Source organism: Leptospira kobayashii (assembly GCF_003114835.2).
Taxonomy (GTDB): domain Bacteria; phylum Spirochaetota; class Leptospiria; order Leptospirales; family Leptospiraceae; genus Leptospira_A; species Leptospira_A kobayashii.
Map to the genome: position 1 here is coordinate 1,790,244 of NZ_AP025028.1, position 18,391 is coordinate 1,808,634.

Genomic DNA, 18,391 nt, shown 5'->3' on the forward strand with positions numbered 1-18,391 from the left:
GATAGATTTCGAAAGAGGTGCTTTTGTATGATGAGGTCACTTTGGACCGGCGCTACCGGAATGACTGCGCAACAGTTTCACATTGATACCGTTGCTAACAACCTTGCAAACGTTAATACAACTGGATTTAAAAAGAACCGAGTTGATTTTGAAGATTTAGTTTACCAACATCAGGTACTAGCTGGCACCCCTGCGAGTTCCGTTTCGGAAATTCCTACCGGTGTGAATGTTGGGCACGGTGTAAAAGTCGCCGCCACACAAAAGTTATTCGAAATCGGTTCTTTTCAGGCAACTGGAAATAAACTTGATTTGGCTCTTACCGGAGAAATGGGATTTTTCAAAATCCAAATGCCTGACGGAACATTCTCTTATTCCAGAGACGGATCTTTCAAAATCGATTCCAACCAACAGGTGGTAACTTCAAACGGTTATCTATTGGAACCACCTATCATTCTACCTGAAAATGCTATTCTCAATACTCTTTCCATCGCGGAAGAGGGAGAAGTCACTGTAAAAATCGGAAACGATATTCGTCCCACCACGATCGGACAGATTGAACTCTACAGATTTGTAAACCCGGCCGGTTTGCAAGCGGTAGGAAAAAACCTTTTCCGTGAAACAGTAGCATCTGGTCCCGAGATTCCTGGAATGCCAGGACAAGAAGGATACGGCGGAGTATTACAAGGTTTTCTCGAGATGAGTAACGTGAAAATCGTGGAAGAGATGGTGAATATGATCGTAGCTCAAAGAGCCTATGAATCCAATTCCAAAACCATTCAAACTTCGGATAACATGCTTTCTACGGCGATCGGCTTAAAACGATAAGATAAAGATATAGAATCATGAGAAAGGTATTTTTGATTTTGATATTCGGGCTTTTCGGTGCATCCTTGTATGCATCCGAATCCCAAACTCAAAAATTATATTTAAAGAATAAAATCATCGTTCATTCGGAAGAAGTATACGCGAATGATTTATTCCCTTGGAAATCTACCTGGAACCCTGTTCTATACCAAAATTTAAAGTCACCTCTGTTTTTAAAACCGGAAGATGTAAGTTCCCGATTGAACTCCGCCTCGAAGGAATCAGGGAACCCATCGGATTGGGAAGTAAAGGGAACCAAAACCTTGGTACTTCCTTTGGTAAAATCCGTTTCCGCCGTTCAGTTGGAAAATAAGCTACGTGAGTATCTGCAAGATAGCTACGGATTGGATGAAAACCAATTTAAAATCCATTATGAAGGAAATGAAATCAAAATTCCTTCCACGGGTGTGGAACTGGTTTGGAGAAGAATGGGAAATAAATTTCACGGAGGAAAAAGAATTTTTCCTTTGGATCTCCATTCCGAAAACGGACTCATTCATTCCTATCCACTTACTTTTGTTATTGAAGAAAAAAAAGAAGCATGGTTTGCGAAACGACTTATTGATTCCAAACAAATCATTACCGAAAACGATGTGGAAAAACGGTCCTTCTTCAGTTCCGATTCTTTTGAAGAATACGATTTGGACAATCCTATCGGAAAGACAGCGCTCAATGAAATTTTAACGGACAAACCCATTCAGAAGAAACAACTTCGTTTGCTTCATATGGTGGAAAGAGGACAAGAAGTCCAGCTTGTTTATACGATCGGAAATATAATGATCAAGGCACGTTCCAGGGCTTTGGAATCGGGAAACGAAGGTGATAAGATCAGTCTTATCAATATCACTTCCAATAAAAAACTGGAAGGTAAAATTCAATCACCTGGTATCTGTTTGTTGGAGTCGGAATGATGACCCGTTTTCTTAAATTTTCATTTAAAATTTCGATACAAATCGTCCTAGTCATTATTTGTTCTTTTGTTTTTTCCGATTTCTTCGGCTTATTTAGAACCGAAGAAAAGGGAGAAGACTCCGGGCTTTATGCGGATTCTCTTTGGAAAGACAAAGATCCATATTCTTATCCTAAATCGGTTTCACCGGGAACCGTAGTAAAAGTAATTTTAAAAACAGGATTCAAAGTGGAATATGAGTCCGAATACAAAGCGACATTTGATAACGATATCAAAACTGTTCCTGACAAAAAATTGATCTCCGATTTACCATCATATAACACAAATAGTACGTTCATGCGTTCCAAAGTAGGAAAGTCCAAAACCAATGCAAAAGTTTTGGGAATTATGGCAGTCCTTGTAACAGGAATTGATCCCGGATCGGGAAATCTGGAGTTGGAAGGATCAAAAACTTATAATTACGGCGAAGAAAGAATCAATCTTCGTTTATCAGGAACGATTTCTCCCGAAGACTTGGACAAAAACCGGAATATCTCAAGCGATCTTGTTGCAAACTTCCGATTGGAATTCCAAGGAACTCTCAATCCTAAGGAATTGAATTCTCCCAATATCCAAATGAAAACGATTACCAATCCGGACGGAACCACCACTCGTAAAGCGGAACTTTCCGATTTGGAAAAACAAGAGATACTCTTAAAAACAATCAAACGAGTACTCGGGGAAAGCAACGAATGAATTCATTCTTACATACTTCTAAAAGTTACGGATCTCTTTTCGCTGTTTTGATAGTATTCGGATTTCCTAATATTCTTTTCGCGGTGGAAACCCGCTTGAAAGATGTGGCAAAGATCAACGCGATCAGAGAAAACCAGGTCACAGGTTTCGGTCTTGTAGTAGGGCTGAACGGAACAGGCGACACGAAAAATCCACTCACAGAAGAAGCATTACAAAACTACTTAGCGCAGTTAGGTGTAAATACGAAAAAATCCCTTCGGGAAGCTAGAAACACTGCAAGCGTACTTATCACTGCGAATATTCCCATACATTTGAAAGAAGGCGATAGGATCGACATACTTGTTTCTTCCGTCGGAGATGCGCGCTCTTTGGAAGGGGGAGTGCTTTTGCAATCTCCTTTGAAGGCGGGAAACGGAGAAACGATTGCTGTGGCTTCCGGTGTCCTTATCTTCGGGGGTAAGGAAAAAAAATCAAAGGGAAATGCTGATAAAAAAATAGGATCTAATACCGGTTTTGTGCCAGGCGGAGGAATACTTGAAAAGTCGATTCCCAACGCTCCCATTATAAAACATATCAAGATTTCACTGATGGATAAGGACTATTCTACGATGAATAGCATTGTAGATGCGATTACTTCCAATTTGGGAGTCACACCGGAGGTCGTTTCCGCAACCGAGATTCTAGTTCCCGTTCCTATGGCACCTAATGCATCACCACCGGAAGATCCGAATGCTCCGAAAACTTCAGAGCCTAAAATCGACCTGGCATTTTTAGCCAAACTGGAAAACCTTCCTATCACTCCCGACAGTGTCGCAAGGGTTGTGATTAATGAACGCACAGGAACCATCGTTATGGGAGCAAATATTGCCATCGACGAAGTGGCTATTTCTCAACAGGGTTTGACGATCCAAGTTGCGAATACTCAAAAGATGCGTTACTTTTTTCCCATTCAGGAACAGGAGAAAGGGGAATCCGTTTTTGTTTTGAAAGAAGCCACACAAGTTTCCGATGTAGTTGCGGCTTTGAATAAAGTGGGTGCTTCTACGAAAGATATCATTTCCATTTTGGAAGCATTAAAGAAACAAGGAGCTCTGCGGGCAGAGCTAATCATTCAGTAGGAGAAAGGCCATGGATATATTTTCAATTCAAGATTATTCGGGAAGAATCTCCCGTTCTAAAGAAGAACAAATGCTGAATCGAATGGATTCAGCTAAAAAAAGCATAGAGTCGAAAAAGGATTCTTCTGCAAATCAGACCGAGTTTCAAAAGCTGATGGAAGAAAGATCCGATCTTTCGGGAAAGGTAAGTTCTTCCAGTTTGACTGTGACTCATAACATCCGGGAAGAAATTTCGAATGATCCTTATCGCAAAAAATTATATGATGCTTCAGTGGAATTCGAATCCGTATTCGTTAAGATGATGTTGAAAGAAATGAAAAATTCCGTTCATAAGGAAAAGTTAATCGATGGCGGTTATGCGGAAGAGATTTTCGAAGATATGCTTTATGACGAATACGCAAAAGACATTTCTAAAAACGAATCTATGGGGCTGGCGGAACAAATCTACAAACAAATGTCTGCTATGTTGCCGCCTGCCAAATCTAATAAATACAATTAAGCCAGTAATTGTTTCAGGTTAATTGATCCAAGTTTTTCTTTCAATCCTGATTCGATCGATTGTAACTCTATCCCTACCTTGGAGAGACCGGTGCTCGGGTCAGGAGGAGCCCCTAAGGTAAAAGATACCGTTTCATTGTACAAATCCAAAAGAGTAATTTGTTCTTTGAGTTTGACCGGTGAAATTTTTCCTTTGTCTGAAATGGATATAAAATCCGCCTTCTCCAAAGCAGATTGGATAAAACTTAAATCCTTGGTCGGAATCATCATTTTTTTATTCAATTCTGAAACGCTGAGGAGTTTTCCTTTTTTATCCTGGTAATCGTAAACATTCGCCATGAATCGGATAGCATGATAAAACTCGTGTTTGACGAAAGTGTCGATGTCTTCAAACGGATGACTGGGAAGAAGATATCTGTCCGGAAATTGGAGTGTTGCGGTCACTTCCGCTCCGAATAAAACGATCAGTCCGAAACAATAGATAGTCAATAAAAAGATGGGGATGGCAGCCAAAGCTTTATAGATCAACATTGTTTTTTCCGTAAAGGAAGTGATGTAGATATTGATAAATCCCCAGAAAAACAGTATGAGTATAATTCCTGTGATGGCAGCACCGATGGACGCCGCCTTTAAGGGAACCTTTGTATTAGGGATGAGTGTATAAAGCATAAGAAAAAATAACCAAACGGTCGTTAATGGTAATATGATCTGGAATAAAAAATACAGAGAGAAAACTTTTGCTCCTCCCTGGTATTTTTTCCAAACGGTATTTCCTTTGCTATCATTCTCAATTCGAATCAGCTTTTTGTATTCTCCGACTCCAACGATTCCTAACATTCCTTCATTGAGTTGAGATATTTCTTCTCCATGTTGATCCGCCTCGGCCGGATCCGTGGTTTCCGCGCCTGCTTTGTCGTTTGTCGGCAGTTCCTGTTTGGAGAGGTGAATCAAATCCAGAATGTCTCCGCCTTTCGATTTGTAGGCGATCGACCAGGAATTACCTTCATCTTCCGAAATCAAGATATCTCCCAAACTATTCAAAACGAACAGATCATAATCTTGGATTTTAGGAGACTTGAACATCCAAACTCTTTCGTAGGAATGTTTTTTATGATTGAAGTCCTGCCAGGTATTTCCTCCGTCTTTGGATCGGAATATCGCTCCATTGTCTCCGACCACGAAGCCGGTGCTTCTATCTAAAAAGAAAATATCGTTTAGAGTTTTTTTGGAGATGACCTGAAATGTAAAATTGCTTCCTCCATCCGTAGTTCTCCAAAGTCTTCCTTCCTTATCCAAAATAAAACCATCCAAGTCCGTGAAGAATCTTACTTTAACAGGAGTAATAGACTTGTCCGTAAATTTTTTCAGTTCTTGTAATTTCGAACCTATATCGTATCTAAGAGTTCTCGTATCTTCCGTTAAAATGAAAACCGTCTTCTCGTCGGAGATACCGAAATCTTTGATAAAAATATTTTTGAATGAATGAAGATTCCATTTTTTTCCCAAATCGTAAGAGAATAAAAAACTGCCTTCTTCGGAGATCGTATAGAGATAATTTCCGGAAGAACGGATTCTGAAAAAATTTTCTTTGTATATATTCGGTTTTTTGCAAGTACCGGTTTCAATCGAATTGAAATCAACACATAACATATTTTCGTAATCCACGGCATCTTGAGGAATGAAGCGGATGTCTTCCTTCAGATCGGTGATCGTTCCTATATTTCCTTTGTCGCCTGCCACCCAGATTTTACCGTCTTGGGTATAAACGATGGATTTGAGATGAGGAGGGCGGATTGCATCGGAGATCTTGTCCGATATTCCTTTCCCTACGACGAAGATGAGAGGGCCGAATGTAATCAGGAAAAAATAAAAAACAAATTTATTGATAAAACTGCGATGAGATTCGATTCTCCAGATGGAATGAAATGTTTTTTCCAAAGACCGCAAAACAGCTGTTGCAGAGAAGATGAAAACAATAAACCCGATCGCACCGATTTGGGATGCGGTGTTGATGATATCGCTTAAAGTTTCCCAATAAGGTGTGATGTCGAATTGGATATTGTTTTTCAGTAGAAAACTATTTACATCGTGAAAAATCTCGTCCTGGCGGGTTTGTATTCCCGATGCGACTGTGAGTAATGCGAATGCGACTGTAAGAGTCGGCACAAGTGTGACAATCGTAGTATAAGCGAGTCCCGATGCTTTCATCAGGCAATCATCGACCGTAAAACGATGAATGGATACAAGTAGGATGCGAAGGGATAGAATCAGTTTCCTTTTCCAGCCGGGAGTTTCAGGAATCGTAGTGATCTTGATGAGCAGTGGATGGGCTGGGATTGTATTCATAAAACCTACCTGGAACGGAAAGCATAAAGTACATAACTGGATGTAAGTGGAAAACCATTTTTCTTACGTTTGGATTGAAAATGGTAAAATGCGATTCGTATCCATTTTATATAATCCAGGATACTTTTAAAACTTCCTCTTGATTTTAGAAGTTTAGCAGAGAGTGGAAAATCCACTCCGAAGTAAGAGATGAAGCGGTCGTAATTCAATCGGGTCAGTATCTCTTTCAATACACTGTCCGAGTAATAATATACATGACCTGGCATATAATAATGGTAATTTGCCTTTTCTTCTTTTGCCTGCCAACCTTCGAAATTCGCGGTTTGCAAAACCAAAAGGCCACCCGGTTTTAGGATGCGGGTGATTTCCTGAAAAATGAGTTTCGGATTTTCCAAATGCTCGATCACTTCGATGAGAGTGATTACATCGAAGGACTTGTCCGGAAATTTTGCTTCTAAAAAAGTTCCGTGAAACGTAGGGACACCGTTTTCATTTGCATAACCCGCGGCATAATCGGAAATCTCTACACCTTGGACAGTGAATCCTTTTTCTTTCGCTCTTTTTAAAAAGCCTCCGAAAGAAGATCCTATATCCAAAAAATGACCTTTGGAAATAAATTTCCGAATGTTTTTGATTCTCGCATCCCAAACATAAGCTTGGTATTTTTCAGTTTCTCTTTCGTCGATATAAGAGTATTCCGACTTACCTTTGTAATACGCTTCCGAATACAGTTCTTTCTGAGGAGGTCTCGGATAAATCGCCTGCCATTCATGATCTTCGCATTTGTAAACGGATAGTCCGGGATGGTTTCCCGTGGTGGTGTATAAAAACTTCCAGTCGGATGTTTTATCAAAAGGATTTTCTTTATTTAGGAAATCGGAAGCTTCGCTCATTTATTATTTTTTTGCTTGGAAAAACCAATGGCAGATTCTTTCCTCCAAACGCCCGAGAGGAGTTCTTTCCGAATAACCTATTTCCACTTCGGAAAACGGCTTTAAAAAATTTCTCAAATCTTCTTCCGAATAGGTTTCCGCATAACCGCCTTGTAAGTCGGCTAAATTCATTTTCCCGCCGTTGATTTTCAAATGAGTATCCGTATTTGCTCTGATGGAGCCTAAAAGGTAACCACCTGGTGCCAAAGAATCCATAAGGCTTACTAACATTGATTTTGCGAGGTCTTTCGTATTATAATGAAAGACTCCCCAGGAAACAATCAATCCGAACTGGCCTTTGGAAAACGGATAGGGAAGCGAGTGAGTGTGATGGAGTGTGACAGGAAGTGAGAGCTCTTTAATTTGAGCGACCGATTCGATGGAAGAATCAGAGGCGGAGACTTGAAAACCATGACTTAGAAGCAGAGGGATATGGCGGCCTGAACCCGAGCCGAAGTCGAGTGCTTGTTTGTTGGGTGGATTTACCCTGGATAACATTCGAATCAGATTTTCGTCAGGAAAGGAAAGTTTCGATTTGTTTTTTAAATAATGTTCATCCCAAACATTTTTCATAAATCAACCGTTCATTCTATCTTGAATGTCTGCTATCCAATCTTTGTTTCCCACTTCGGAAGTAGTGCTGATCCCGTAAACAAATGGCCTTTTGGCATTGCCTTCGCGTTTTTCCAAGGATTCTCCTTCCGGAATCAGGCTTTCTTTGAAAAATAAGGATTCACCGTCGGCAAGTTTCAATTCGGGTTCTTCTCCAACTAACTTTTGTTTTTTGTGGGGAATCCGGAATATGATAGCTGTTTTTTTTGCCTTTCCTTTCGGTTTGTGCAGAAAATTCGGTTTCGGTTTTTCTCCCAAGTAAAGAGAGATGAGATCCGAGAAATATGAATAACCGTAATGTTTGGGTAATAATTGTTCTGCGAGAAATTCCCCGCCGACTTCGGGGGCGGATTCCAAAAGATAACAATCTCCCTGAGAATTGATTTTAAATTCAGCGACAAAGGGTCCGTTTTTCAGTTTGGTCAAATTCACTATGGCCTGACAGATCATTTTGATTTCGCCTGCCATATCGATTCTTTCGGACGGAGTGATATGGGCAACTTCCAAAAAAGGGGGTTCTTTGGTAGTGATTTTATCGGAAAGAGAGAGTAGATAGAATTTGCCGGAAACTACAAAACCCAAGGCAGTGATTTCATCACCTTCGATTTTGGATTCAACAATCCATTGATCCGACTTAATCGTTTTTTGCCAATCACTCCAAGCCTTTTCTTCTTCAATGATTTCAATTCCGCGTTTGGCGAAACCTAAGGACGGTTTTACGATCACGGGAAACTGAGGAAGCTCGTTTTTTTTGGATCCTTTTTTTTTCTCCAAGCCGATTGTTTGGCTTTTGGGAACGAGGATTCCTTTTTTTTCCAAGAGGGATTTGATTTGCTTTTTGTTGGAGAAAAGAGAGACGGAAGTGCTTGGGTTTCCTATCAGTTTGAATTTTTCGGAAAGATAAGATGCGGAATAAGTGGCGTCGCCGAAAGATCTTGTTGCGACTCCCTGGAGTTTTTCCGTCATCGGAACTCTGCTCATCGCATGGAGTATTTTTCTATATTCTTTAGTAGATTCTAATATTCTTATATCGCAATGGGAAAATCCTACTGCTGTGGAGTTTTTATCGATTCCAATGACATGTAAGCCACGTTCTTTGGCGGCAAGTATCAAGGGGAGTTGATTTTTGCCGGCTCCAATGGAGATAAAGCTACCGATAAATTTCTTTGCCACTAAGACCCGCGATTCCCACCTCTGCGTGGAACGCCCGTATTTCCACCGCCGACCGTTTTTCCGAATGCGGATTTTTGGTTGAGTGGAAGATTTTTCTGTTGGCCGGTGCCTGAAGATTGGTGCGCCAAATCTTCTTGTTTGACTACTACAATCTTTTTGCCTTCGACTTCTTTTCCGTTCAAAGCTTTGATCGCTTTTTCGGCAGAGGAATCTTCTATTTCTGCGGTTCCAAAACCCAAGGATACCTTGGTAATTTTGTCTCGTTTGATATTTACGCTCGTTACCGTACCGTGGGCAGAAAACAGAGCCTTGAGTTGGTCTTCGTTCAGACTTTGGGGGAGGTTGCCAATGGATAACTTCATAGAGGTTACTTTAAAGGAAAGCGATTCCTACAAAAAGTTCAACTCTTTTTATACTATGTCCCATTTTCTGTAAGGAAAAATCGGAGAACTACCGATCTTTCCTTTAGAAGAGGAAAGTTTTATGATACGTGGATTGTATACTGGCGCTAACGGAATGATTTCCCAACAAGTAAGAATGGATGTCATTGCAAATAATCTTGCCAATGTTGATAAGACCGCTTTCAAAAGGGACACGACCGTATTCAAAACTTTCCCTGAGATGTTGCTCCACAGATTTTCGGAAGACGGAATCGGCAAAACTCCGATGGGCTCCTTCGATACAGCACCCGTGGTCGGTAAACTGGGGTTTGGTGCCGAAGTAAATGAAGTCTATACCCGTTTCGAACAAGGCGCTGTTAAAAAAACCGACAATCATTTTGATCTTATGATCCAAGACCAACCTGGGAACGAAAATCCGGGTTTCTTTATGGTGCAAACCAACCGAGGGGAACGAATGACCCGGGGGGGGAATTTCGTATTGGATAAAAACGGATTTGTAGTCACTCCTCAAGGGTTTCCTCTTTTGGGTGAGAAGGGTCCCATCCAAGTGAATCAAGGAAATTTTTTGGTAAAGGAAAACGGGGAAGTATATATCAATGCGCGCATTGGAACCGATCCCAAAAACGGAACCAATGTTTCCGAGAACAGATATGATGACGCTGCATTTTTGGATAAATTAAAAATCAGAACCGTTGAGAATCCCCGCCACTTGGACAAAGAAGGGGACTCTTTTTATTCCGATACTCCCGAATCGGGAGAGCCGACTGCCTTTCCGGAAAGACTCGAACCTCAGATTTTGCAAGGTTTTCTGGAAGCATCCAACGTATCGGTTGTTACTGAAATGGTGGATATGATCGAAGTGAATCGCGCTTACGAAGCGAATTCCAAAACAATGCAAACCCAAGATAGTTTACTCGGAAGGTTATTCGAAGTTATACGGTAGGGTGTATATCTTAGATACATTCCGCACAAATTCTTTTCTTTAAGCAGTGGCTAATGTATCTGGAGTTACCTCCGAAAATGATAATAATCTGTTTGTGTGTTAGTTTTGTATTTCTGTTAAAACATAACTGTATTTCGCTTGTGCGGCTCTTTTGTTTTCTTCATTAAAAAAGTCACATGTAAAATCCAAATGGTTGCCGTTTTTTTTGGTTAATCTAACTTTTGCCTTCACTGTATCCCGTTTGATCGGACGTAAATAACGAATCGACGCGTTCGTTGTCACCATGATCTCCGTTTCTTTTTTCATATGAAACATGCACATAATCGCCGTCAGTGTGTCACCAACCGTGAAATAACAGCCTCCGTGCATAAGACCATGGAGTGCTCGGTTTTCCATTGCATAGGGGATTGTTGCACTAGAGAAATCGGCTTCCAAACTAAGAACCTTCATTTTTGTGGCGGCTGGGTGGCATTGTTCGATTAAAAATTGAACATTTTCAATCAAATCACTCCCTCCTTTAAATTTAAAAATATCTTTTGGAATCACATTTTTAGCTAATTCTAAAATTTCCATAATTTCCTCATAAAACAAGATATGACTAAATTTGGAGACAGACTGGTCTCCGTCAAGAGACAAATTTGTCTCTTTTTTTGCTTTCTTTTAGGCAAGGTTATAGTATTCTGTGATACGTGAAAAATCGTCCCAGAAAACCCTCCTCCGTTTTTACTCTTAGTGCGCGCATTGAAGCCAACCCTGGTGCTCGACTTCTCAGTGCCGCAAAAGATATATTTTATTCGCACGGTTATGCAATGGCCGGCATCAACGAAGTGATTGAAAAATCAAATACCTCCAAAAAAAGTTTTTATCATTATTATCCGAGTAAAACAGATTTGGGCCATGCCTTCCTACTTTTGGAAAGGGACAACTTGTACGAATTGGTCGATCATTTTATTAATAAAAATCCAAATAATTATAAAGCGTTCATCACCTCGTGGAGCCGCTTTTTAAAATTAATGGGTCGGTCAAAGTCATATAAAGGGTGTCCGTTCGCCAATCTATCCGCACAATCGACGGGTGAATTTACCACTGAGATTACTAACACAATGGGTCAATTGAAAGACAAACTGATTCAATTTTTGGAAAAAAGTGAACTGGCCCTTAAGCGAAAAGAAGCGGAAAAAAAAGCAAAGTCCATTCTCGTTTTGTACGAAGGATGCATTCAAATGTGGAAGTTAACAGGCGATATATCTTATTTTGATCAATTTAAAGATCTGTTAATTGCCTGACCACCATTAGATTCCTGAACATTAGCGAAAGGAAACTCGGTAAAGGAATCCTAGTCGTGTCTTGCAATCTAAGGCATAACATTTTCGTGTTAGTTGGCTTAATTCACCCGAGACTCGTAAAAACTATATAATTGCGTGAAATGTGTAATATTTTGTGAAGATGAATATTATTCCTAAACCGAAACATTCCTAAACAAAATCGACTTTTCTTTATATATAGAGTGGATCCCTGCGAAAAGGATACGAAGGGTGCGAAGCAGTCGCAAAGCGACCGGAGCGAATGCGAAGCCCGTAGTAGCCTGACCCCGAAAGTATTGATAAAATTGTCCAATAAACAGAGAATAAGTGATAAAATATGGGATATATTTTCGGGGGTTCGCCCAAAATACTTCTAGTAATGCACGAGTAGATGGAATGTATTTTTATCACATAGGTGAACACCTATTTTGAAGGCAGAATAACATCAATATTGTGAAATTAATGGAATTTGCGAAAAAAATAGGCTCATATTTTAATGCGAGTAAGGTGATTTTTAATTGAAAATCAAGAAGGTTTTTTCAGTGTTGGTTTAATTTTAAAGAATATGCGAGAATATATGAATCAATTTTTTAATGTTTTGGCCCTTGGAATCTTTTTGCTTTTGAACATTTATTGCAATCAATCAGGTGGATCTTCCGACAGTAGCAGTATTTTGTTACCGTTGCTTTTTGGAGGTACGGGATCTTCTTCAAGTGTAAAAACTTCTGGGACGAACGGTGCTTCTGCAACCGGGACATCAAGTACGAGTACTTCAACTTCAACCTCGCTTTCGCTTTCGGGCTTTTCTCCTACATTTGGTATTGCCGGGACATCTGTTTCCATTTCTGGATCAAACTTTTCAACTACTTTGGCAAATAACGTAGTTAAATTCAATGGAGTTACTGCCTCTGTAACCAATGCAACCAGCAGTGTTCTTACTGTCACTGCTCCATCAGGGGTTACAACCGGAACGATAAGTGTTGCCGTGAATGGTTCAACTCTAACTTCTTCCAATAATTTTGTAGTTTCTCCTTGGACATCCGTTGTCGGAGTTACAAATGACGCTTATCGAATCTCTTGTCCGAATGCAGATACTTGTTTTGCGTTAAATCAAGCAACTTCTTCCTCAAACACATTTTTCTTAAAAACTACGAATGGAGGAACTAATTGGACTAATGCGGATACAGGATATTCCGTATTACAAACCATCTCTTCCTTATCAGGAGGATTGTCTTGCCCTGATACGTCGACTTGTTATTTTGCAGGTGCTAAAAGCTTTTCTAATAAAATACTTAAAATAACTAACGCGTCATCATCGACTCCTTCGATCAGTCAAATAGGGAATACTGGATTTTATTATGCCATATCTTGTCCAACGTCAACGTTCTGCATTGCTACGGGTACAAATTCGGTTCAACGAACTACAGACGGTTCGACCTGGTCATCCATTAGCACTTCCTATTCAATGGGCTCTATATATTGTATCGATACGAATACTTGTTATGGTAGTGAAGTGAATACAAAGACAATATATAAAACTACAAATGCAAGTACTGCAACTCCTACTTGGACAACCCAAACTGTCTCAAACGGCACTTCTATTAATTCCATTCATTGCGTTGATGCCAATAATTGTATAGCGGTTGGATTGAGTGTTTTAGCAAAAACTACGGATGGTACAAATTGGACTTCTTTGACAGTTCCATTCGTTACCAACACTTCTACTTCTCTGAATGGCGCTTATTGTTTCGATGCAAATACCTGTACTATCGTAGGTAATAATACGACTGTTTGGAGGACCGCTGATGCGGGAGCCAATTGGGTCAATCAAAGCTTTGGTGCTACAAACAATAATTTGAGTTTGTCTTGCACGACTTCAATATCAAATGCGTGTTATGTTTCATCAACGTCCGGGTTTATATTCAAAAGAGCATCTAATTGATGTAATGGCAAAAAAGATCTAAAATGAATAAATACCGAAATTATAAGAAAAGTTTTGAATTGATTTCGATATGGCTAATTTTAGAATCTACGATCCTTTTTATTGAATAGCCGCTCTACATAACTCTAGGCTCCTTGAGTCGGAAGTGTAAGCGGTTGATCTCTCTTTATTTTAAAACCACAAATCAGCTGTTTGTATTAATGATTTTTCATCCGGTTTCCCAACAGAAACCCAAGCCACGATGCCGTCAGGGCGAACAAGTAAAGCGCTCAAACCTAATTGTTCTTTCACCCGGCCGCTAGTGTATTTGATAGCATCACCGTATTCACTCGCCAACGTTTTAAGGGAAGGGTTCCTATCAAAATCAAGTAGTATCCCTTGTCCCTCGTCCATGAATTCGCCGATTTTTGAACCGTCTTCGAGTTCAAAGTTGGGAACACTGTGGCCTACAAGAGGGTGATCGCTGCCGACGAGATTATAGCGAGTGAAAACACCCCACACCCTTCCCGCAAAATAAGTGGCACCATCGCGAGTATCCATAAGATCGCGGATAATTGCATTGAGTGCACGGGCATGCGAACTAGGACTCATGATGGCTACTTGAGCTCGTGACCAATCCAGAACCTGCGCACCTACTGGGTGCCGTTCCGAATGATAACTGTCTAGTAAAGCTTCCGGAGCTTTCTTTCGAATGGTTGCTGCGAGTTTCCAACCCAGATTCATGGCGTCGCCGAGTCCAAGGTTCAGTCCTTGACCACCTAACGGTGAATGAATGTGAGCGGCATCACCTGCTAAAAGAATCCGTCCGTTGCGGTAGGATGTGACCTGTCGTGCCCGGTCGGTCCAAGTAGTTGCAATATGCAGCGTAATAATGGTAACGTCGGTGTTCGAGATTCGACGTATAACATTTTGTAGGTGTTCGATTGTAACAGGTTTTTCCCCATTATGAAAAGCACCACCATCAAAATCCTGTATGATTAGATAGCCCGGTTGTGATTGCAAATACATACCTTTCGCTGTCACGTTTCTGCCGGGTTTAAGCTTTTCAGGATCTGCGATATCCACTTTCGCAGAGTAACCTGTAAATTCAGGTTCCGTGCCGGCGAATCCAAAACCGCCCGCCTTACGAACAATACTACGGCTTCCGTCGCAGCCCACGAGCCATTTGCCTTGAAAAGATTGATCGCCTGATTGAACTGTGACTCCTTCCTCGGTTTGATAAAAGGAAGTCAATGCAACCCCTCGCTTGATTTCCACACCCAAGGTTTCTGCGCGACGGGTCAGTATCGTTTCCAGTTCTTCCATTTCGGAAATCAAACTGGTGTCAGTCGAACTTGGTAGGCGGTACTTCCACTGCGAGATATCGATATCACCATCATGAAAGGGAATGCCGGCAAAATGTCCCACCTGGCGACGTGTACCTATGCCTGAATTTTGATGAGGACTTTTCAAACGTTTATATATCTCAAGTTCTTTTAGCAACCCACGTCGGTAGAGAGCTTCGATGGAAGGTGCCGAGAGCCCCCGTATTCCGAAAGGAAGTTGTTTTAATGGAGAATACGGATTTTCCGCCTTTTCCAAGATAATTACTGAACATTTGGCCAGTGCCAGTTCGCAAGCAAGAAATAGGCCTACAGGTCCCGCACCTGAAATGATTACATCGTAAATCGGTTGTTTGTTGTTATTGTGATTCATAAGAGTTTCCGTATATAAATTGTTAATTGATCGTTTTTACACTGTTGAAAAAATCAACCAGGCTCTGAGGTGAGTTTGCACCGAGACAAAGTTCCAAGACACCTTCCGACTCTACCGCTTCAACAGAACTGCGGGGAAAGAGTTGTGTTTCGTAAAAGCTGAGAGCGGCTTCCAGGTCACCTGGATGGGAAACGATTGCTTTTGCAAGTTCCGCACCGTCAAACATTGCCAGATTGGCACCTTCGCCTGAGGGAGGCATTAAATGTGCAGCATCGCCCAGTAATGTAATACCGGGAATGCGATCCCATCTATGTTCGGCCGGAAGTGTATGGATAGGGCGAAGTACTGGGTTCGTTTCTCCTTCCGTAATGAGAGCTATGAGTTCCGGAGCCCAGCCATCGAATTCTTTGGCTATATAGTCCAATGCATTTTTCGGGTTAGAGAAGTCTATGTTATCAAACCAATCTTTTGGTTTGGTCAATTGCACATAAGTGTGCAATACCTGATTGGGTTCACGATGTGCAGAAATCCCTTTTCCGGGAGAAAGTGCATACATCGCTCCGCCTCCAACCGCTTCCGCGCTCGCTTTGTGACGAGTGTCACAGTCATGCAGGAACGTTTCGATAAATGATGTGCCGACATACTCCGGTTTTGCTTGAGAGAGAAGTGGACGAACCTTTGACCAAGCACCATCGGCACCCACGAGGAGGTCTGTCGTGACGCTTGAGCCATTTGCAAATGTGAGCAAATGTTTTCCCTCGCCAAGCGAAGACGCTTCTTTGATTTTGTATCCCCAACAAATCGTGTCAGCAGGAAGTGAATTCAAGAGAATCCTGCGAAGGTCACCTCGCAAAACCTCAGGTCGCCCACCTGTGCCTTCGTCCGGTTCATCAAGTAAAACATTGCTGTACTTATCAAGTATCCGAGACGCTTGAGCACCTGCATTGATGATTTCAAGGAACCGATCGTAGAGCCCCGCTTCTTTCAGTGCAATCTGTCCGTTGTATTCGTGAATATCAAGCATCCCTCCTTGTCCCCGCGCATTTGGAGATGTTTCCGCTTCGAAAATCGTAGCTGCAATACCATGAACATGTAGGACTCGCGCGAGTGTCAGGCCACCGAGCCCGGCGCCTATGATTGCAATTGGAGTGTGATTTGTTTGAAACATAGAGAGTCTCCTTTTTATTCCAAAAATATAAGGTTTTGAATATTTATTTATTGACTTAAATATTTAAGTCAATAAAAATTTATAAGATATTCGTTTCAACTAAAAAAGGAAGGTTTTCGTTTTGGGACTAAGAGAATTAAAAAAGAAACAAACCCGCAAAGCTATCTCCGATATGGCAACCAAACTCTTTATAGAGCGGGGTTATCATGAGGTTACTACCGCGGAAATTGCCAAACTCGCCAATGTTTCCGTGCCGACCTTATTTAATTATTTTGAAAACAAAGAGTCTCTTGTTTTCGATGAGGATGTGGAGCGAGAAGAAAGGCTTATCGACGCTGTCGTATCCCGAAAGAAAGGAGTTTCCATACTGGATGCTCTCCTTGAATTCGGATTGAAGAATCCTGCATTCAATCCTGCCAATCGTAAACTCGTTCAAGACTTTAGAAATCTGATCAAGTCGACTCCGGAGCTTTCGGTCTATGAGAGACAAATCATGATGAGATACGAGAGTTCACTCGCAAAAACGATTCAAAAAGAGGCAAAGAAGAAGTTGAGCGAAGTGGAAGCCGGCTCCATTGCTCATTTTATTTCAGATGCCTTTTACAGAGCAAGCAATGCCACTAATCCGAGTAAGGCTCTCGAAACAATTTTTGAGATTTTAAAGAATGGATGGGAAGAGTGATCATTCCAATTTTATAAATTCAATTCTTAATTGCTGTTTCGGCGAATGATACTGATGCATTATTTGCCGAAATTCTTTAAAGTTATGATATAAACCATTGAAACTAAGAATGACAAACGGTAATGATATTATTAATTTATATCATTATCTATTTCTATGGATTTAACTAGACTCTCAATATATGTTTTATTATGCTCGGCTTTCTTAATTTCTTCACGAAGCTGGGTTTTGAAGGTTCTTTGCGCATGTATTGCAGCAGTAGTGTCACCACAGTTTTGCATTACAATGATGAGCTTTTTTCCTTGTTCAATTGAAGTCTCAAGCTTTGCTATTATTCTCTTGTCTTCGTCGAGTAAAGTTTGTTTCTCTTTTTTGGCTTGAGTTTTAATCGTCAAACTAACATGAGGGTCGTTTATTTTTTTGTTCAGTTCCTCTATCTTTGACTCATTTTCATCAATTTTCTTATTTGTTTCAACGAAATAGTTATAAAGGTTTAATTTAGTCGCATCAGCTAATTTTTGATCGGAACAGCTCGGGCAGCATGCTAGTTTTACTGTAAAATCTGCTGAAACCTTTGCTGCAATTTGTTGTTTTAAATTAATTCCTTCAAAGTTTGGTTTGATTGAAACTTCTTTAGGTCTGATTCCGATTGTGCAGCAACTTTTTAATAGTAATAACGAAATCGTTATCCAAATTATTCTAGTTATATTCATTTTATTTACTTCCACAGTTTTTGAAATGAATTTCGAAAATTACCTCATCTTTGAATGGATTCGATTTCCGATACAAGTTCATTATTATTATAGTCGGATAGGCATCTTTCACATAACATCTGATTTATGACAATATATTTTCTCGCCTATTATTTAGAAATAATTCAAACAATGCAAGCATTCTCTTTGATTGTTAGTAAAAAGTTGATTATTAGGGAATTGCCTGATTCGGAGAAGTTGATGATACAGGATATCGGTTGTTAGATTGTATCCTATATGTGATACTTGTTTTGGCTCTTTGTGATTTGTACTAACGTATCTTGATGCAAGTATGTAATGTTTTGAAATACGAATG

The 18,391-nt window shown here is 40.5% G+C and carries 18 protein-coding genes and 1 pseudogene; 10 read left to right on the forward strand and 9 right to left on the reverse strand.

Annotated features, from left to right (window positions below; genetic code table 11):
- The first annotated feature begins 27 nt into the window (after positions 1-27).
- From flgG to DI077_RS07825, 5 genes are read left to right on the forward strand one after another with little or no spacing between them, the layout of a single operon-like run.
- Positions 28-825, forward strand: coding sequence for a flagellar basal-body rod protein FlgG (gene flgG / locus DI077_RS07805; RefSeq protein ID WP_109019606.1), 798 nt, complete (start codon positions 28-30; stop codon positions 823-825).
- Between the two features lie 17 nt (positions 826-842).
- Positions 843-1,775 (forward strand): flagellar basal body P-ring formation chaperone FlgA, encoded by a 933-nt coding sequence (gene flgA / locus DI077_RS07810; RefSeq protein WP_109019607.1) that lies wholly within the window; start codon positions 843-845, stop codon positions 1,773-1,775.
- Positions 1,772-2,509: a flagellar basal body L-ring protein FlgH gene (locus tag DI077_RS07815; RefSeq protein ID WP_109019608.1), complete on the forward strand. Its 738-nt coding sequence runs from the start codon at positions 1,772-1,774 to the stop codon at positions 2,507-2,509. The genes flgA and DI077_RS07815 overlap by 4 nt, the downstream gene beginning before the upstream one ends.
- The gene (locus DI077_RS07820) at positions 2,506-3,627 is read left to right on the forward strand and encodes a flagellar basal body P-ring protein FlgI (RefSeq protein WP_109019609.1); all 1,122 of its coding nucleotides are present in this window, start codon (positions 2,506-2,508) and stop codon (positions 3,625-3,627) included. Before DI077_RS07815 ends, DI077_RS07820 begins: the two co-directional genes overlap by 4 nt.
- 10 nt (positions 3,628-3,637) lie before the next feature.
- Positions 3,638-4,126, forward strand: coding sequence for a rod-binding protein (locus tag DI077_RS07825; RefSeq protein WP_109019610.1), 489 nt, complete (start codon positions 3,638-3,640; stop codon positions 4,124-4,126).
- On the opposite strand, the gene DI077_RS07830 is transcribed toward DI077_RS07825, so the two are convergent.
- Genes DI077_RS07830 through DI077_RS07850 form a run of 5 tightly spaced genes read right to left on the reverse strand, consistent with a single transcriptional unit; the run spans position 4,123 to position 9,550 of the window.
- A complete protein-coding gene (locus DI077_RS07830; RefSeq protein WP_109019611.1) occupies positions 4,123-6,471 on the reverse strand; it encodes a YhjD/YihY/BrkB family envelope integrity protein in 2,349 nt (782 codons plus the stop codon). The two genes, DI077_RS07825 and DI077_RS07830, sit on opposite strands and share 4 nt — an antisense overlap.
- Before the next feature lie 5 nt (positions 6,472-6,476).
- The gene (locus DI077_RS07835) at positions 6,477-7,364 is read right to left on the reverse strand and encodes a class I SAM-dependent methyltransferase (protein WP_109019612.1); all 888 of its coding nucleotides are present in this window, start codon (positions 7,362-7,364) and stop codon (positions 6,477-6,479) included.
- A gap of 3 nt (positions 7,365-7,367) precedes the next feature.
- Positions 7,368-7,976, reverse strand: a complete 609-nt coding sequence (locus tag DI077_RS07840) for a class I SAM-dependent methyltransferase (RefSeq protein ID WP_109019613.1) — start codon at positions 7,974-7,976, stop codon at positions 7,368-7,370.
- A 3-nt stretch (positions 7,977-7,979) separates the two neighbouring features.
- On the reverse strand, positions 7,980-9,188 hold the full coding sequence (locus DI077_RS07845; protein ID WP_109019614.1) for an ATP-grasp domain-containing protein: 1,209 nt from the start codon (positions 9,186-9,188) through the stop codon (positions 7,980-7,982).
- Entirely contained in the window at positions 9,188-9,550 is a 363-nt protein-coding gene (locus DI077_RS07850) for an RNA recognition motif domain-containing protein (RefSeq protein ID WP_109019615.1), read from the reverse strand. Before DI077_RS07850 ends, DI077_RS07845 begins: the two co-directional genes overlap by 1 nt.
- A 121-nt stretch (positions 9,551-9,671) precedes the next feature.
- On the opposite strand from DI077_RS07850, the gene DI077_RS07855 reads away from it, so the two are divergent.
- Positions 9,672-10,532, forward strand: coding sequence for a flagellar hook-basal body protein (locus tag DI077_RS07855; RefSeq protein WP_109019616.1), 861 nt, complete (start codon positions 9,672-9,674; stop codon positions 10,530-10,532).
- Positions 10,533-10,631: 99 nt separating this feature from the next.
- Here the strand turns inward: DI077_RS07855 and DI077_RS07860 are convergent, their stop codons facing one another.
- Complete coding sequence (locus tag DI077_RS07860; protein ID WP_109019955.1) at positions 10,632-11,105, reverse strand: PaaI family thioesterase; 474 nt, start codon at positions 11,103-11,105, stop codon at positions 10,632-10,634.
- Between the two features lie 116 nt (positions 11,106-11,221).
- Between DI077_RS07860 and DI077_RS07865 the strand changes: the two genes are divergently transcribed.
- The 3 genes and pseudogenes from DI077_RS07865 to DI077_RS07875 all read left to right on the forward strand — a co-directional run bounded on the left by DI077_RS07865 (position 11,222) and on the right by DI077_RS07875 (position 13,778).
- Complete coding sequence (locus tag DI077_RS07865; RefSeq protein ID WP_109019617.1) at positions 11,222-11,818, forward strand: TetR/AcrR family transcriptional regulator; 597 nt, start codon at positions 11,222-11,224, stop codon at positions 11,816-11,818.
- Positions 11,819-12,413: 595 nt separating this feature from the next.
- Positions 12,414-12,797 (forward strand): annotated as a pseudogene (locus DI077_RS19860) (IPT/TIG domain-containing protein); the annotation flags it as partial.
- A gap of 687 nt (positions 12,798-13,484) precedes the next feature.
- Complete coding sequence (locus DI077_RS07875) at positions 13,485-13,778, forward strand: beta propeller repeat protein (protein ID WP_242935411.1); 294 nt, start codon at positions 13,485-13,487, stop codon at positions 13,776-13,778.
- A 171-nt stretch (positions 13,779-13,949) separates the two neighbouring features.
- Here the strand turns inward: DI077_RS07875 and DI077_RS07880 are convergent, their stop codons facing one another.
- Positions 13,950-15,473, reverse strand: a complete 1,524-nt coding sequence (locus DI077_RS07880) for an FAD-dependent monooxygenase (protein ID WP_109019619.1) — start codon at positions 15,471-15,473, stop codon at positions 13,950-13,952.
- A gap of 22 nt (positions 15,474-15,495) precedes the next feature.
- Positions 15,496-16,641: an FAD-dependent oxidoreductase gene (locus DI077_RS07885; protein WP_109019620.1), complete on the reverse strand. Its 1,146-nt coding sequence runs from the start codon at positions 16,639-16,641 to the stop codon at positions 15,496-15,498.
- 121 nt (positions 16,642-16,762) lie between these two features.
- Between DI077_RS07885 and DI077_RS07890 the strand changes: the two genes are divergently transcribed.
- A complete protein-coding gene (locus DI077_RS07890) occupies positions 16,763-17,323 on the forward strand; it encodes a TetR/AcrR family transcriptional regulator (protein ID WP_242935412.1) in 561 nt (186 codons plus the stop codon).
- Positions 17,324-17,454: 131 nt separating this feature from the next.
- Here the strand turns inward: DI077_RS07890 and DI077_RS07895 are convergent, their stop codons facing one another.
- Positions 17,455-18,051, reverse strand: a complete 597-nt coding sequence (locus tag DI077_RS07895; protein ID WP_135354864.1) for a hypothetical protein — start codon at positions 18,049-18,051, stop codon at positions 17,455-17,457.
- Positions 18,052-18,391: the final 340 nt, after the last annotated feature.